The following is a 14,693-nucleotide window of genomic DNA, read 5'->3' as shown; positions in this document are numbered from 1 at the left end:
CTCCAGACACAGCCCGCCGGATGCTCTACCCTGACCGTGTGCCCCGCCCGGAGGAACCCGTGAGTGCGCCGCCCCCGCGTGGCCGCGTGCGGCACCTGCCGGCGCTGGTGCCGCTGCTCGGCCCCGCCCGCCGCCTCTCCCGCCGGGGCGGCGCGCTGTACCGCTGGGCGCAGCGGCAGTGGCGACAGCTGCGCCCAGCGCCGGGTGGGGCTGACGCGCCGCGCCTGAAAAGCCGCCTGTTCCTGCTGGCCCTGATGCTGACCGGCGCGTACCACGGGACGCTGGTCATGACCCGCGCGTACGCCCGGGGGGACGGCGTGGGCAGCCTGCTGTTCCAGGCCAGCGCGTACGCCCGGAACCTGTTCGACCCCTGGGACGACCGCTGGTACGGCGGCGTGCCCCTGACCGGTCAGCCGCCGCTGGTGCCGCAGCTGATCGCGCTGCTGACCGCGCCGCTGGGCGTGGAGGGTGCGTTCGGCGCGGCGCAGTTCCTGAGCGTGGCGCTGCTGGTCTGGGCCGTGTACCGCGTGACCCTGACCGGCGCGACCCTGATGAACAGCGCGGCCCGGAGCCAGACACAGCGCCCATCGGTGCAGGTCACATCGGTACAGGTCATGACGGCTCAGAGCCTGGCCGCACCCGGTCTGGCCGCTCAGGGAACCGCGCGGCGCGTGGCGGGCGTGGCGGCGCTGCTGTGCACGCTGAGCAGCGCTCTGACGCTGCAACTGAACGTGTTCGGGCATCACGGGTCCGTGCTGGGCGCGGCGCTGGCCCTGCACGCCGCGCCGTCCCTGTGGGCGTGGCTGCGCGCCCCGGCCGGTCGGGGCCGCCGGGCGTTCGGGCAGCGGGCAGCGTTGCCTCTGCTGGCGGCGGGCACGGCCGACCCGGCCAGCGCGCTGCTGATCGGCCTGGGCGCGCTGCTGGCGGGCCTGCCACTGGGCGCGCTGCGCCCCCCGGACCTGGCTCCCCCGGACCTGGCTCCCACTGACCTCCCCGGCTCCCGGCCCGATCAGGGACGCGGCGCGGGGCGGGCGGTTCTGGCGGGCGGGCTGCTGCTCTTGCAGTACCTGCTGTCCGGCTGGGCCGGGTGGTTCTGGTCGCCCGGCGCGGCGCTGCCGCCCGCCGCGCCGCTGGCGTGGGGGCGCAGCGCGTGGCTGTGCCTGGGCCTGCCGCTGTGGAGCGTGCTGTGGACCCTGCCGGCCCTGCCGGGCGTGTTCCGCAGCGGGCCGCGCCAGTGGGGTCTGGCCGCGCGGCTGGCGCTGCTGGCCGCGCCGCTGCTGACGCTGTGCGCGCTGGGCCTGCTGAGCTTCAGTCCGCTGCGCGTGCCGCCCGAGACGCTGGCGTTCCTGGCGGCGTTGCTGCTGCTGCCGCTCTCGGCGCAGGTGGTCCTGCGTGCCTGGGACGCCGCGCGGCAGGTGGGCGCTCAGCTGCCGCTGATGCTGGCGGCTGCCCTGACGCTGCTGGTCACGGTCGGCCTGAACGCCCTGCCGCGCACCCGCGTGCTCGAAGGCCCGGCCGTCAACCTGCAACCCCTGCTGAACTTCATCGAGAAGGACGAACACTGGCGTTACCGGTACCTGACGGTGGGGTTCGGGCGGCAACTGGGGCTGCTGTCCGCGCAGACGCGCGCGGCGACCACGGCTGGGCTGTGGCACCTGCCGCCGGACCTGCCGCAACTGGCCCCGGCCCCCACGGCGTACGCGGCGCTGCCCGAGCGGGCGGTCCTGCCGGGCTTCGGGTCGTTCGCGGAGCAGCTCACGCACCCGGAGCGGGCGTACCTGAAGTTCGTGTACGCGCGCGGCAGCGTCATGGATCCGCTGCTGTACCTGCACGGCTGGCATAACATCGGCACGCTGGAAAACGGCGTGAGCGTCTGGGAGCGTGAGGACGTGCCGCCCATCCCGGCCCGCCTGCCGCGCAGCGCCCTGCCGCTCCCGGTGGCGGTCCTGTGGGGCGTGGGGCCGCTGCTGGCTCTGACGCTGGCCGTCCTGGCCGTGCTGGTGGCCGGGCAGACAGAGCGCCGCGTGCCGATCAGTCCGCCGCACGGGCCGCTGCACCACCCGGCGTGGGTGGGGGACCTGCCGCCGCTGCCAGTGACGGCCGCTTCTCCGGCGGACGCGCGGCAGGTGAAGCGCGCGGCGACCCTGCCCGTGCGAGTCGTGGTGCTCACGGTGCTGGCGGCGCTGCTGGTCGCGTCCGGCCTGCGGTTCGTGCCGGGCTGGGTGACCGCGCGGACCTGGGCGGCGCGCGTGGCGCACCCGCCCACGGGCGGCGGGTTGCGCGGCGAGTACGCCCGCCTGGACGGTTTCCAGGTCCGCCTCGCCCGGCTGTCAGGTGGAGCGCGCCTGGGTCTCACGGCGCACGTCACGGCCCGCTGGTGGACGCCGCTGGGCACGCGGACCACCTACCCGTCCGGGCCGCTGACCCTCGGCACTGGCGGCTGGACCCTCGCGCCAGACACGCCGGACGCGGTCGAGTTGCGTCCCGGTGTGCCCGCAGCGCAGCCGAACGTGGCGTACTACCGCGCGCCGCGCCGCATCACCACCAATGCCACCGCCCCCGCCGACGTGCTCGACCGCCCGGTGGTGCAGGTCCTGAGCGCCCGGACGGTCCTGACCGGCGCGCGCGTCACGGCGGTCGGGGAACTGCTGAACGCGGACGCCCGCCCGGCCGACCTGACCCTGGGGGCCACGCTGCGCGGCCCGGCCGGGCAGGTGCTGGCGCAGGAGAACCTGGGCCTGCTGGGCGTGCATAAACTCCGGCCCGGTGAGCGCACGCCCTGGCAGGTGACGCTGCCGCCCCTGCCGCCGGGCACGGACCCGGCGCGCGTGACGCTGGAAGTCGCCGCGCGCGCCGTCGTCACGGGCCGCAACCTGGACCGCAGCCTGTCGGCGCGCAGCCGCGTCACTGCCGGGGGGGCGGGCGGCCGGGTGTCCGTGCAGGCCCGGAACGTCAGCGTCCGCACGGTCGCTGCGCCGCAGGCGCTGCTCACCCTGTACGACGCGCGGGGCGTGGCGTGGGTGTACAGCGCCCTCGGCCCGGAACTGCGGCCCGGGCAGAGCTGGACGTTCAGTCTGCCGGCCGCGCCGCCCGCCGGGTCGCGCCTGCTGCGCGTGGAGCCGCCGCCCAGACCGTACGACGGGACGACCGTCACGCCCGCCCTGACCGCGCCGGGCTCGTTCCCGCTGCCCGGCGGGGGTTTTTACAGCCTCGCGTTCCAGACTCTGACCGCCACCGGGGCTCCCTGATGCGCCGCGCCCACCTGCTGTTCCCGCTGCTGCTTCTGCTCGCAGGCGCCTGCTCCCGCGCGCCCTCTGCCTTTAACCGGCCGTCCCTGAGTGTCACGCCGTCCACGCGGGAACAGGTGACGCCGACCCTGGCGTTCACGTTCAGCGGCGCGGACCTGCCCGCCGGGGCGCCCGTCACGGTCACGCTGTTCGGCCCGGCAGGGGAGACCACCACCCGCGCCCCGGCCCGCGCGGGTCAGTTCACGCTGACCGTTCCGTACTTCCGTGCGGGCCTGACCCCGTACCTCGCGCAGATCGGCCCGCACCGCTTCGAGGGCCGCGTGACCCTGTGGTCCGGCCCGCCGGTCACGCCGCTGACCCTCAAGGTCGGGGCGCGCGGCGTGCGCGTGAACCGCCCGCGCCCCCCGGCGCTGGTGCTGCACCCGCTGGACGCGCAGGGGAACGTTACGGACCTGCCGGTGCGGGTGCTGATCGAACGGCCCGACGGCGTGACCCTGCGCCCGGTCGTACCGGTGCGGCACCTGACCGCCTGGACGTTCCTGCCGCCGGGCCGTGTGACGGGGTTGCTGCGCGTCACGGCCGTCACCGGTGACGCGGCGGGGGAGGTGGGCGAGGTGGACCTGCTGCCCGGCCCGCTCGTGACCGCCCGCGGCCCGGTCGGCGCGGCTGGTGGTCTGCCGCGCGTAGGTGACCTGCGTGACGGATTCGGGAACCGCGTGGTGGACGGCGAGGCCACGCTGCTGGAAGGGCAGGTGGACGGCTGGAACGTGCAGGTGCCGCTGACGCCCGTGGCGGGGGAAGCGGTGGGCACGCAGGGCCTGCCGGGTGGGCGGGTGCGCGCGGAGGAACTGCGCCCCTGAATCCGGACCCGGCCATGAATTCGACTGGGCCTGAAACGCAGCTATTTGTATTCGGATGTATATGATGAGCATGCTCTTACGCCCCGGCAAAAGCCGTCACCGCAGTCAGTCCGTGCCAATCACCAGGTCAGGGAGCGTGAAACTGAAGGTGGCGCCCACGCCTTTCTCACCGTGTGCGCTGACCTGCCCGCCGTGCCGGGAGACCAGGCGGCGAACGAAAGCGAGGCCGGTGCCGGCGCCTTCGTACTCGTTCTGGTGGTGCAGGCGCTGGAACAGCTGGAAGAGTTTGTGACTGTACTCGGGGTCGAAGCCGGCGCCGTTGTCGGTCACGTCGATGCGCCAGCTTTCGGGTTCACGGTTCGCGCTGATCTGCACGGTGGGGTTGGTCTCGTTGCGGCTGTACTTGAGGGCGTTCAGGCACAGAACTTTCAGGATGGACCGCAGGGCACGGGCGTCGGCGTGGACGGTAGGCAGGTCCGGGATCTGCCAGTCGGCCGCGTGGCCGGGCTGCTCGGCCTGCAGGTCGCGCTGCACTTCGAGCATCAGGGTGTTCAGGTTCACGGGTCTGGGTCGCAGGTCGAGGCGTCCGGCGCGGCTGAACTGCAGGACGCCCTCGATCATGCGGCCCAGGTTGCTGGCACTGTCCTCGATGATCTGGAGGTACCGTTCGCGTTTCTGGGTGTCGCTGTCGGGAACGCGCCGGGCCAGTCGCGCGAAGCTGAGCAGGTGCCGTACGGGCGTGAGCAGGTCGTGCGACATGGCGTAGGTGATGTTCTCGAGTTCCTCGTTCGTCTGGATCAGCAGTTGCCGTTCGCGCCGCAGGCTTTCGGTCTGCCGCTGCACCTCGCTGTCCAGCGTAGCGTTCAGAGTTTCGAGTTCACGCTGGAGGGTCACGCGGTCCGTCACGTCCCTCGACACGATCAGCAGGTCCTGAACGGGCTGGTCAGGGCCGCCTAACAGGGGGGCGAGCGTCACGTCCCACCAGCGGGGTTCGCCTTTCATGGTGGGGCAGTACCCGGTGAACTGGGCGGGCCGGCCGGCACGGGCCTGCTCGAACGCGGCGAGCATCAGGTCGCGGCTCTCACCCGTCCAGAAACTCAACCAGTCGCTGCCCTGGCAGGTGCTGAAATCGTCGACCTGCATGACCACCTGACCGTTGGGGTTCATGCTCAGAAGCTGCCCGTCGGCACTCACGGTCTTGATGCAGTCGGTGCTGAGGTTATGCACTTCCAGCAGGTAGGACAACTCCGGGTGAGGAGCGTCCAGCGGCGCGCCGGACCCTTCAGCGGCGGCCGTGGCCTGGAGCCGCTGGGCGGTCCGCGGTGAAGACGCCGTTTCATTCAACGTTGACATCTCCTTCATGGTAGCCCAATCCGTGCGGCACAAACACAGTCCACCTGACCTTCCGGAGTCCGTATGGCGGCCGCAGAAGGAGCGTCCGGCAGGGGAGACCGGTGCGCCCCGGTCATACGGATTCCGTTTGTTTCGTTAACAGATCGGAACACCACCGATCTGTTAACTCCACGTCCGGAACCCGCTCCAGCTCCTACTCGCTCCGCTCGGATTGAACGGGCTTTGCAGCCCATCCAATCGGAGTCCGTATCAGGTGTCCGGCGCTTCCCGCACGGTGTTGCGCCCGGCGGCCTTCGCCTCGTACATGGCGCTGTCGGCCGCTCTCAGCACCAGTCGCAGGTCGCTGCCCGCCCGGAGCCGCGCCAGTCCGAAACTGGCCGTGACCTGCAGGTCCGGGCTCACGTCCGACCAGTCGTGACTGGCCAGTGCCACGCACAGACGGTCGCAGACCTGCCGCGCCACGTTCAGGGGCGTGCCTGCCAGGATCAGCAGGAACTCCTCACCACCGAAACGCGCCAGGCAGTCCTGCTCGCGGATGCCGGCCGTGAGGACCTGCACGGCCCGCAGCAGGACCGCGTCGCCGGCGGCGTGCCCGTAACGGTCGTTCACGCGTTTGAAGTGATCGATGTCCAGCAGCGCCAGCGCACTCGGCTGACCCATGTTCGCGCGCTCCTGCAGGTGCTCCAGGCGCTGCATGGCGGCCGTGCGGTTGGGCGCGCCGGTCAGCGGGTCCCGCAGCGCCGCCTCCGCGAACGCGGCGGCCCGCACCTCGGCCTCACCGACCTGCCGCTCGATCTGCCGTAACTGCGCGCCCTGCTGGAAGTACGCGCGGTACAGCGTTTCGAGTTGCCGGGTCAGGGCGCGCTGCACACCGAACGCCTCCCGGAACTCCCCGAGGCGCGCGCGGGCGTCCGCCTGGGCCTGCATGGCCTGCGTGACCAGCAGGTCCTGCCCGGACTCCCGGAAGGCGGCGCTGGCGAGCGCGGCGTCTGCGATGGCGGCCGCGTCGTGACCGAGAGCGCCGCGCAGCAGGCTGCGGTCCAGCAGCGCGCGGCCCAGCAGGTTCGGACTGCCGCTCTCCCCGGAAAGTCTCACGCGCTCGTCAACCAGGTCGGTGGCGGCCCCGTGATTCCCGCGGCTCCACTCCCATTCAGTCAGCGATTCCAGCACCTCGGGCCGCCAGCGCGGGCCGGGCAGGCCCTCCGGACGCTCCCGGTAGCCGTACAGCGCCGCCACCGACGTGTTCAGCGGCCCGGCAACCCGCGCCGCGAGGTCCGCGCCCAGCAGTTCCAGGCGCGTTCCACGGGACGCGGCCTTCACCAGATTGATGTGGAATGTCGCCTCCAGCGTGTGCGGCGCGGACACGCCCGGCAGATGCAACCCCCGTGCGAACGGCGAGTCCAGCAGGTCCAGCAGCCGCAGGGTCGCGTCCCGGTCCCGGCCGCGTTCCAGTTCGTAGTGCGAGGCGTTCACGGCGACCAGCGCCACGTCCCGCGCCTGCCCGGCCGCGCTGGCCAGGGCGTCCGCCTCCCGGAAGTGCTCCCAGGCACCCAGGTCGTCGTACACGTCCAGCATCACCAGCGCCACCGTCACGTGCGCCCGCGCCCGCACGCCCACGTCCTCCAGGGACCGCGCGATATCCAGGCACGTGACCGCGTGCGTCATCGCCAGTGCCGGGTTTCCCAGGTCCATCGCCGCGTAAGCCGCGTCCCGGTGATGCTGCGAGAGCGTCAGCGGGTCGAGTTCCGCCGCGATGGCCGCCTGCAACTCCTGCAACTCCAGTTGCAGTGCCTGCGCGTCCGTCAGGTCGGAAGTGGGAGCCGTGAAGTCAGGCAAGGCCACCCTCCGGCGCCCCAGGTCCGCCCGGCGTGGCCGGAACACCCGGTGTGGCCGCCAGGAGTGCGTTCAGGTCCGCCGGCTCACCGGCCTCCGCCAGCCACGACAGGAACGCCCGCGCCACCTGCGGATCAAAATGCACGCCGGACTCCTCCTCGATCAGCGCGCGCGCCCGCGCCTCATCCCACGCCGGACGGCACGGCCGGTCGTGCCGCAGGGCGTCCCACACGTCGATCACCGCGAAAATCCGAGCGGCCAGCGGAATCTCCTCGCCTTTCAACCCGCGCGGGTACCCGCCGCCACTCCATTTCTCGTGGTGTGCGTGCGGGATGTCCAGCGCCGGCCGCAGGAACTCGATGGGTTCGAGCAGTTCGCGCGCCATGTCCGGGTGGCGCTGCATGACCTGCCACTCGTGCGCGTCCAGCTGACCGGGTTTCAGCAGGATCGAATCCGGGATGCCCATCTTCCCGATGTCGTGCAGCAGCGCCCCGCGCCGCACGTGCACCAGCTCCGCCTCGGGAACGCCCATGCGCCTCGCGAGGGCCACCGTGAGTTCTGTTACCCGCTGGCTGTGCCCCTCGGTTTCCCGGTCCCGGAAATCCAGCGCCCGCGCCCACCCCTCGATGGTCCGCTCGTACGCGCCGCTCAGCGCGTCCCGGCTGTCCCGCAGGTCCGCGAGCAGCAGCACGTTCGCCAGCGCCGCTCCTGTCTGCGCGGCCACCGTTTCCAGCGCCTGCCGGTCATCCTCGTCGAACGCGTTCAGCGCCGGGCTTTCCACGTTCAGCACGCCCCACACGCGGCCCGCCACCCGGATCGGCGTGACCAGTTCACTGCGCACTTCATGCCCGATCGGCGCGTACCGCTCATCCTGCGACACGTCACCGACCAGTAGGGTCACGCCGCCCCGCACGGCCGCGCCGCACAGCCCCTCACTGACCGGCAGCGAATGCCCCCGCGACCTCAGGGTCTCCTCGCGGTTCAGGTCGCACGCCCGCATCAGCAGTTCATCCCCCACCTGCTCGGCCAGCCACACGAACGGGTGGCCCAGGCGGACCTCGATCAGCCGCACCACCCGCGACGCGATCTCCTCTACGGTGCGCGCCTCCTGCAACTGCAGGCTCGTGGCGTGCATCAGCGTCAGCTCCTGCACCCGCCGCTCCAGGGACCGTTTCGCCGCCACCTGCGCCGTCACGTCCCGCGAGTGCACCACCAGCCCACCCACCGCCGGTTCGTCCAGCAGGTTGCGCGCGTGCGATTCCAGCCACACCACCCGCCCCTCCCGGTGAACCACCCGGAACGTCAGACTGTCCGCGCCGCCCGGCGTGGCCACCAGCGCCGCCAGACACCGACTCACGCACGCCAGGTCATCCGGGTGAATGCCCTCCAGCACGCTGCGCCCCAGCATGCCTTCCGCAGAGCGGCCCAGCAGCGCGGGCACGCCACGGCTCTGGTACACGACCGTGCCGTCCGGCCGCAACACCGTCACCAGGTCGGTGCCCTGATCCGTCACGGTGCGCAGCATCGCCTCACGCGTCCTCAGGGCCGTTTCGGTCTCCAGGCGTTCGAGCAGCGTGCCCCACAGCGCCCCGATGGTGCCCAGCACCCGCAACCCGTTCAGGTCCGCGCGCGGCCGGTTGAACAGCAGGTTCACCGTGCCGATCAGACGCGGCCCGCTGAACAACCCGAAGTTCACGAGGTGCCGCGCTCCCAGGTGCACGTAACTGCGTTCATCCGGCCCCGTCCACTCCGGCGACGGGACCGGCGAACTGATCCACGTACCGGCCGTCAGCAGGGCCACCCAGCCGGGCTCCATGATCTGAAGCCGGTGCCGGTGTAGTAGCGGGTGGTCACCCAACTGCTCGACCAGCCGGAATTCCCTGTCGTTCACCGCGAGGTGCAGCATGCCCACGTCCGCGTTCAACTCCCGCGCCATGAACCGCAGGCCCTCGCGGCACAGGTCGTCCGCACTGCCCAGGGTCAGCAACCGACGGGTCACGTTCAGAAGCAGAGATTCACTGTCAAGCGGTGGGGTCAGGGTCACAGGGGGTAACTGACGCCCATCCTACCCCCCCCAGCGGCGCGCACGGAAGGCAATCACGCGCGCGCCCGGGACCCCCGGTGGTGGCAGGGCCGCCCGGCCGGTCTTCATGTTTCAAACCAAGAGAGATTAGTGTGAAAACGGCAGGACTGAATCCCCCCTCCAGCACCCTTCAACTGTCGCGGCCCGCTCCTTTCCGGCGATCTGACAGGGACGTGCTTTTTTATGCGTGCAGGACAGCAGAAACGCGCGGGTTCCCGGAAACGGTCCTGAATTCAGTCATGGACAGCCTCAGGCGACTGTCAGGATCAGGCCGTCAACAAGGGAGGCGGCGGGACTTGTCCCGCCGCCTCTCCTGATCACGACCCTGTGTTTATGGCCCTGTGCTTACGATTCTGTGGGTCACGGCCCGGCGCGTCCGCTCAGCGGCGGCCACCGCGTCCACGGGGACGCTGCGGTCCCACGCGGCCCGCGCCGGTTCCGGCGGCACCCTCGCCGCGGCCCTGCCCGCCCTGACCTCCGCGGGGGCGGTCACCCTGCGCGCCGCGCCCGCCGCTACGGCCGGCTCCGTAACTGCCGCTTCCCTGGCCGGCCGACTGGCCCTGGCTGCTGGAGCCGTGGCTACTGCCCTGGCCGGCGCTCTGGGCGCGCGGCTGACCCTGACGGCCACCGCCGGGGCCCTGCTGACCGCGGCCCTGGCCCTGCTTCTCCTGGATGTCCTTGTCGATCTGGCTCTCCTCGCGGGTCAGCGGCGGGTGCAGCGCGCCCGGCAGTTTGCGGCGCACGTTCTGCCACAGGCCGCGCTGCTCGGGAATCAGCAGGACGAGGTTCGTACCGGGACGCCCAGCGCGCGCGGTACGGCCCGAACGGTGCACGTGATCCTCGGCGGTCGAGGCGATATCCATGTGAATCACCAGCCGCACTTCCGGCAGGTCGATGCCGCGCCCGGCAATGTCGGTCGCGATCAGCACGCGGGACTTGCCTTCACGCAGGTTCGCCATGGTCCGCTCGCGTTTCTTCTGGTCCATGTTCCCTTCGAGCGGGCTGACGATCTCGCCGGTCAGCATCTCGTTCAGCTTCTCGGCGCGGCGTTTCACCAGGGACTTGGTGCGGCTGAAGATCACGACGCACCCGCCCGGTTCCCGCAGCGCCTCGCGGACCTGTTCGGCCGCGAGGTCCAGCACCTGATCACGGGTGGTGTTCACGATCAGATGGGTCGCGCCGGTCGCGCCGCCCAGCACGTCCGCAGCGTTCGCGGCGGCGTCGTCCGAGCGGGCCGGGGCGATGTCGATGCGTTCCGGGTTCACCATGAACCGCTCGGCGACCGCGCGGATCTCGGCCGGGAATGTCGCCGAGGCCATAGCCACCTGCAGGTGCCCGTGCGCGGAACTCTGCTGCTGCGCAGCCCGGAGGATGTCGCCCACGTCCCGCAGGAAGCCCAGGGACAGCAGTTCGTCCGCCTCGTCCAGCACCACGTAACGCAGGCCCGCGAGGCTGAGTTCGTTGCGGTTGATCAGGTCCTTCAGGCGGCCCGGCGTGCCCGAGATCAGGCCCTTCCCGGTCGCCTCGCTGCGCGTCTGGCCGGGCGTGATGCCGCCCGTGATGCGTCCCGCCGTCATGTCCAGCTCGCGCGCCACGTCACGGATCTGCACGGCGAGTTCGCGGGTGGGCGTGATGACCAGCACCTCCGGACGCATGCCGCGCACCGGGCTCATGCCGATGCCGCGCGCCGCCGCCGGAATCAGGAACGCCAGGGTCTTCCCGCTCCCGGTGCGGGCGGTCGTGATCACGTCACGGCCCGACAGCAGCGCCGGAATCGCGCCGGCCTGCACGGGCGTCGGCGTGCGGTCACCCAGCAGGGCGCGCCAGTCGCGTACCGGAGCGGCGCTGGAAGAAGAGTGAGCAGAGCTGGCAGACGAAGAATCAACCGGCGTACGCCGGGGCCTATCCTGAATTCGGGTCATGAAACATCCTGTCGACGCCCACACAGGGCGCGCCGCGAAACGCAGCTTGAATTGAAGGGGCGCCGTCACACGTCCGTCCAGGCGGACAGACCAGACATCCCGACGAAGAACAACTCGGAGCCCAGCCGCCCACGGCGACCAGTCATCCCCCCATCATGCCTTATCCGCACGCAAAAACACAGCCTCCCCCACCCCAATCCTGCCCCAATGCCGTACAGAGGCGTAGCGGGACAGCGGGTCAGCAGGCCGCAGGAAGCTCAGGCAAGTGTAGGGGGCGCCGGATGAAATGACGGACGGGCAGTGCGGATGGAGGTCTGGGGGCACTGATCTGCGCAGCGGGCAGAGGCGAGGTGGCGGTCAAAAAAACTGCTATCATATACACGTAAATATCCAGATGGAGGTTCGTATGCCCACGCCGCACCCGGACGAACTCGCCCTCAAACTCACCCGCGCGCTCACCACCCACGACCTCGACACCCTGGTCGCCACCCTCCAGGCCGGCGGGCACCTGACCCGCCCCGTCCCGCAGGCCCGCGCGAACCTCAAACCCATCCTCGAACACGCCGCGCAGGATCACGTGAACCTGCTGCACCCGCCCGCCGACTTTCACGCGTGGCTGCGCACGCCCCTGCTGAGCAACGCACGCGGCGGCGTCGCCAGCAACAACACCATCATCGCGCGCACCAGCACCCTGCGCGGCCTGTACACCACGCTGCGCCGCGAGGGGCTGATCACCGTAGACCCCCTGACCGACTTCCAGACGCCGCCCGCCGAGCACGCCCGCGACGCCCTCCCCCACCAGGACGACCTGACGCGCCTGCTGCTGAACGCCACGGACCCGCACCTGCACGCCGCGCTGACCCTGATGTACCGCCACGCGCTTCAGGTAACGGAGATCCTGTCGCTGCGCTGGGGCATGTACGACCACCCGCGTGCCCGCCTGCTACGCCGCCGCACGGCCAGCACCCTGGGCACCGAGAGTACCCGCGCCCTGGAACCGCTGCTGGCCGCGCAGGGCGGTCCGCTGCACGTGCAGGACGACGCGCACGTCTTCCCGTACCGCACGCAGGACGACCTGCGCCTCGCCATCTTCCGGGTGTGTCAGAACGCGAACCTGCCGTTCATCGGCCCGGCCCAGATCCGCCGCGCCAGCCTGCGGGACTTTCCGCTCACGCAGACCGAGGCGGGCTTCGCGGACCCGCGTTCCTTCGAACTGGCGCAGCAACTGGCGCGCACGCTGGGCGTGCAGGACGGAACCGCACCGCAAGACGCCGCAGCAGAACCCGCCTGACCCGGCGCGGCCAGAGGCAACCGGCCGCCGTCAGTTGAGGCGTTCGTCACCGGGCGGCACGGCGAACACGCCGCCCCAGGCGCGGTAGCGGCTGTTCACCTCGTCGCGCCGCACCTGACCGCCCGGCAGTTTCACCTGCCGGGTCACGCGGACCTGCGCGCCCGCCGAGGGCATGTCGATGCGTTTCGCCTCGCCGGGTTTCAGTGCGGCGTCCGGCAGGAAGGTCGGTTCCGGCGCGGGCCGCGCGTCCCGGACGGCCGGAGCGCTGATGCTGACCCGGCGGCCATCGTCCTGACCGAACAGGTGCACCATCAGCCGCTCGCCCGTCAGGTCCCACTGCGCCTGCACCAGCAGCGGCCCCGGCGTGTCGTTCCGCCAGCGCAGGTTCTTCGAGGGGGCGTACACGGCGGCGTCCACGCCCGGCTGGCCGTAATACCCCACCTGATACGAGTGCGCGTGCCGCTCAGTGATGGGCAGGCCCGCCCGGAACGCCGCGCGGAACACCGTGGTACTCACCTGACACAGACCGCCGCCATCCTCGACGCTCAGCGACCCGCCCGAGATGACGTACCCGGGCGCGAACCCCCGGGCGGCACTGACCGGCCCGATCAGCGCGTTGAAGTTCAGTTCCGCGCCGGGCTCGACCCACACGCCGTGCACGCGGCTGGCCCCCACCCGGATGTTCTGCACCCGGAAGGACGGACTGCCCGCGAATCCCGACGTGCCGGTCGCCAGCAGCGTCATCTGCTGCCGCTGCGCCCACGCGACACTGCGCGCCGGAGCCTGCAACTTCACCGTCAGGGGCCACGCGGCCCCGTTGTCCCCGGCGCGCAGGACGTTCAGCAGCGCCCGCTCGCTGGCCTCACGGTCCACCTGCCAGCCGGTCCGGGCCTGCGCCTGCCACTGCCCGCCCACCGCCGTGAACCGCACGTCGCGCGGGGTTCTCGCCTCCACCCGCCGGTACAGGGCGCTGAGCTGCGGGCGTAGGCCTTCCAGCGAACCGCGCCGGGCAGCGTCCAGAGCGGCTCGACTGAGCGTCAACGAGTCCGACCGGTGCAGCAGGGGCCGTTCCAGACGCTCGCCAGTCAGGCGGGGCTCCGGGACACTCCAGCGCACAGGCAGCGTGCCCCCACCCGCCGGAGCGGCGGCCGACGCCACGGTCCCGGCGGTCAGGCACAGCAGCAGCAGAAGGAGCGCGGGCAGCGTATGGGCCGGGCGGACAGGGGGCCGGGCGGAACGGGACAGGCGGTCGGGCAGGGTCGGCAAGGGGGCAACCTCCGGGTCAGTGGGGCGGGTCAGGCAGAACGGAACAGTGAACCGAGGCGCACGCCGGAGTGAGCCTCCAGGTGCGCCTCGGTGGGGAACGGTGGTTCAATCGGAGTCTGGATCAGGGCATCAGGACGGTGTCGATCACGTGGATCACGCCGTTGCGGGCCATCACGTTGGCCTTGGTGACGGTGGAGTCGTTGATCATGACCTTCCCGCCGCTGGTCGAGACGGTCACGTCCGCGCCGTTCACGGTGGTGGCGCTGCTCATGGTCATGACCTGCGCGGCCGTGACCTTACCGGACACCACGTGGTACAGCAGCACGGCCTTGAGCTGCTCGGGGTTGTTCAGCAGCGCGTCCAGGTCGGCCTTGGGGATCTTGGCGAAGGCGGCGTTGGTGGGCGCGAAGACCGTGAAGGGACCGGTGCCGTTCAGGGTTTCCGTCAGGCCCGCTGCCTGCACGGCGGCCAGCAGCGTGCTGAAGTTGGGATCGTTGGCCACGATGCCCGCGATGGTATTGCTGGAGGGGACCATGCTGCCGCCACCGGCGAACGCGACGCTGCTCAGGGCCAGGGCGGAAAGAAGAAGATGCTTTTTCATGGTGAACCTCCGGGTAAAGATGACACTGCCCCAAACTGGGTAAAACAGAGGGAGCTGTACCCTGACATGGGCACAGAACGTAGACGCTGAGGCGCAGGCAAGGACGTCGCGCCAGATTCATCGACGTGCGGTGAAGAAGTTGTTCCGCAACGCAGTCAGGTTAGAAGCGCGACCCCATTTGCATCGGTACGCCGCCGTACAATGAGAGTGACCTAATGTAAGCGGGCCCCCGAACA

Annotated in this window: 9 protein-coding genes; 3 read left to right on the top strand and 6 right to left on the bottom strand. The window is 71.1% G+C overall.

Annotated features, from left to right (window positions below):
- Positions 1 to 38 precede the first annotated feature (38 nt).
- Together M8445_RS16375 and M8445_RS16370 are read left to right on the top strand one after the other, a co-directional pair.
- The gene (locus M8445_RS16375) at positions 39 to 3,248 is read left to right on the top strand and encodes a hypothetical protein (RefSeq protein WP_273991051.1); all 3,210 of its coding nucleotides are present in this window, start codon (positions 39 to 41) and stop codon (positions 3,246 to 3,248) included.
- A complete protein-coding gene (locus M8445_RS16370) occupies positions 3,248 to 4,108 on the top strand; it encodes a hypothetical protein (protein ID WP_273991050.1) in 861 nt (286 codons plus the stop codon). Before M8445_RS16375 ends, M8445_RS16370 begins: the two co-directional genes overlap by 1 nt.
- Before the next feature lie 105 nt (positions 4,109 to 4,213).
- Here M8445_RS16370 and M8445_RS16365 read toward each other — a convergent pair whose 3' ends face one another.
- From M8445_RS16365 to M8445_RS16350, 4 genes are all read right to left on the bottom strand, one after another.
- Positions 4,214 to 5,461 carry a sensor histidine kinase gene (locus M8445_RS16365; protein ID WP_273991049.1) on the bottom strand — a complete coding sequence of 416 codons (1,248 nt, stop codon included), beginning with the start codon at positions 5,459 to 5,461 and terminating at the stop codon, positions 4,214 to 4,216.
- Between the two features lie 249 nt (positions 5,462 to 5,710).
- The gene (locus M8445_RS16360; protein WP_273991048.1) at positions 5,711 to 7,297 is read right to left on the bottom strand and encodes a GGDEF domain-containing protein; all 1,587 of its coding nucleotides are present in this window, start codon (positions 7,295 to 7,297) and stop codon (positions 5,711 to 5,713) included.
- Entirely contained in the window at positions 7,290 to 9,293 is a 2,004-nt protein-coding gene (locus M8445_RS16355; protein WP_273991047.1) for an HD domain-containing phosphohydrolase, read from the bottom strand. The genes M8445_RS16360 and M8445_RS16355 overlap by 8 nt, the downstream gene beginning before the upstream one ends.
- A 464-nt stretch (positions 9,294 to 9,757) precedes the next feature.
- A complete protein-coding gene (locus tag M8445_RS16350; RefSeq protein WP_273991046.1) occupies positions 9,758 to 11,299 on the bottom strand; it encodes a DEAD/DEAH box helicase in 1,542 nt (513 codons plus the stop codon).
- Positions 11,300 to 11,705: 406 nt separating this feature from the next.
- On the opposite strand from M8445_RS16350, the gene M8445_RS16345 reads away from it, so the two are divergent.
- Positions 11,706 to 12,590, top strand: a complete 885-nt coding sequence (locus M8445_RS16345) for a hypothetical protein (protein WP_273991045.1) — start codon at positions 11,706 to 11,708, stop codon at positions 12,588 to 12,590.
- A 30-nt stretch (positions 12,591 to 12,620) separates the two neighbouring features.
- Here the strand turns inward: M8445_RS16345 and M8445_RS16340 are convergent, their stop codons facing one another.
- Both M8445_RS16340 and M8445_RS16335 read right to left on the bottom strand, forming a co-directional pair.
- Positions 12,621 to 13,856 carry a VanW family protein gene (locus tag M8445_RS16340; RefSeq protein WP_273991044.1) on the bottom strand — a complete coding sequence of 412 codons (1,236 nt, stop codon included), beginning with the start codon at positions 13,854 to 13,856 and terminating at the stop codon, positions 12,621 to 12,623.
- 121 nt (positions 13,857 to 13,977) lie between these two features.
- Positions 13,978 to 14,457 carry a fasciclin domain-containing protein gene (locus M8445_RS16335; RefSeq protein WP_273991043.1) on the bottom strand — a complete coding sequence of 160 codons (480 nt, stop codon included), beginning with the start codon at positions 14,455 to 14,457 and terminating at the stop codon, positions 13,978 to 13,980.
- Between the last annotated feature and the right edge of the window lie 236 nt (positions 14,458 to 14,693).

This window comes from Deinococcus aquaticus, assembly GCF_028622095.1.
GTDB lineage: Bacteria > Deinococcota > Deinococci > Deinococcales > Deinococcaceae > Deinococcus > Deinococcus aquaticus.
The sequence above is the reverse complement of the archived record's forward strand: the minus strand, read 5'-3'. Positions and strand labels throughout refer to the sequence as shown.